This window comes from Mycobacterium sp. P2_H7 (assembly GCF_056403275.1).
Genome location: NZ_JBFUFU010000042.1, coordinates 1 through 1,371, shown reverse-complemented (window position 1 = coordinate 1,371; position 1,371 = coordinate 1). Strand labels below are relative to the sequence as shown.

Here is a 1,371-nt window from a genome sequence, read left to right as displayed (position 1 = left end):
GGGAACCGCACTGCTACGACATCCCGTCGTGCTGGGCCATCCGGTCGATCTTCGACACTCTCGACGGCATCGACACGATGACCGACGACATCCAGCAGCTGATGCCCGACATGGAGCGTCTGGATACCCTGATGCCGCAGATGGTCGCGTTGATGCCGTCGATGATCGCGACGATGAAGAACATGAAGACCTACATGCTGACCATGTATCAGACCCAGAAGGGCATACAGGATCAGATGTCGGCCATGCAGGACAATTCGTCTGCGATGGGCGAGGCCTTCGACGCCGCGAAGAACGACGACTCGTTCTATCTACCGCCGGAAACGTTCGACAACCCCGAATTCAAGAGCGGTATGAAGAACTTCATCTCGCCAGACGGCAAGTCGGTGCGCTTCATCATCAGCCATGACGGCGATCCGATGAGCCCCGAAGGGGTTTCGCACATCGAGTCCATCAAGCAGGCCGCCAAGGAAGCCATCAAGGGCACGCCCCTGGAGGGTTCCCGGATCTACCTGGCCGGTACCGCCGCGACCTTCAAGGACATGCAAGAAGGCGCGAACTGGGATCTGATCATCGCGGGCATCGCCTCGCTGTGCCTGATCTTCATCATCATGCTGATCATCACCCGGGCGGTGGTCGCCGCCGCGGTGATCGTGGGAACGGTGCTGGTGTCACTCGGTGCGTCCTTCGGACTCTCGGTCCTGTTGTGGCAGCACATCCTTGGCACGCCGCTGCACTGGATGGTGTTGGCGATGTCGGTGATCATCCTGTTGGCCGTCGGCGCGGACTACAACCTGTTGTTGGTGTCGCGGTTCAAGGAGGAGATCCACGCGGGCCTGAACACCGGCATCATCCGCTCGATGGGTGGTACCGGCTCGGTGGTGACCTCGGCCGGTCTGGTGTTCGCCTTCACGATGATCTCGATGGCCGTCAGTGAGCTCACCGTCATCGGTCAGGTCGGCACCACCATCGGTCTGGGTCTGTTGTTCGACACGTTGATCATCCGGTCGTTCATGACGCCCGCGATCGCGGCCCTGTTGGGCAAGTGGTTCTGGTGGCCACAGCAGGTGCGGCAGCGCCCTGTCCCGTCGAGGTGGCCGGATCCGGTCCACAAGCAGACCGAGGAGGTCTCGTCATGAAATTCGTCATCGCCACCCTGATCGCCGGTGCGGCAGTCGGTTTGGCCGCACCCGCGCACGCTGATCCGGCCTATGACCGGGATCCCGACACCAACTTCGCCCACGAACTGCACACCTACGGCATCTACGGGCAAAAAGACTTCAACGCCTGGATCGGCAAACTGGTCTGCAAACGACTCACCAACAACGTCGACCACACCGCCTTCGACTCCGCAAAATTCGTCGGCGCCAA

Annotated in this window: 2 protein-coding genes; both read left to right on the top strand. The window is 60.9% G+C overall.

The window, feature by feature from the left end:
- On the top strand, positions 1 to 1,139 hold a 1,139-nt coding region (locus AC1DY7_RS31240), incomplete at its 5' end, for an MMPL family transporter (protein ID WP_477497636.1).
- A partial coding sequence (locus AC1DY7_RS31235) for a DUF732 domain-containing protein (protein ID WP_477497635.1) occupies positions 1,136 to 1,371 on the top strand: 236 nt, incomplete at its 3' end. The genes AC1DY7_RS31240 and AC1DY7_RS31235, both read left to right, overlap by 4 nt.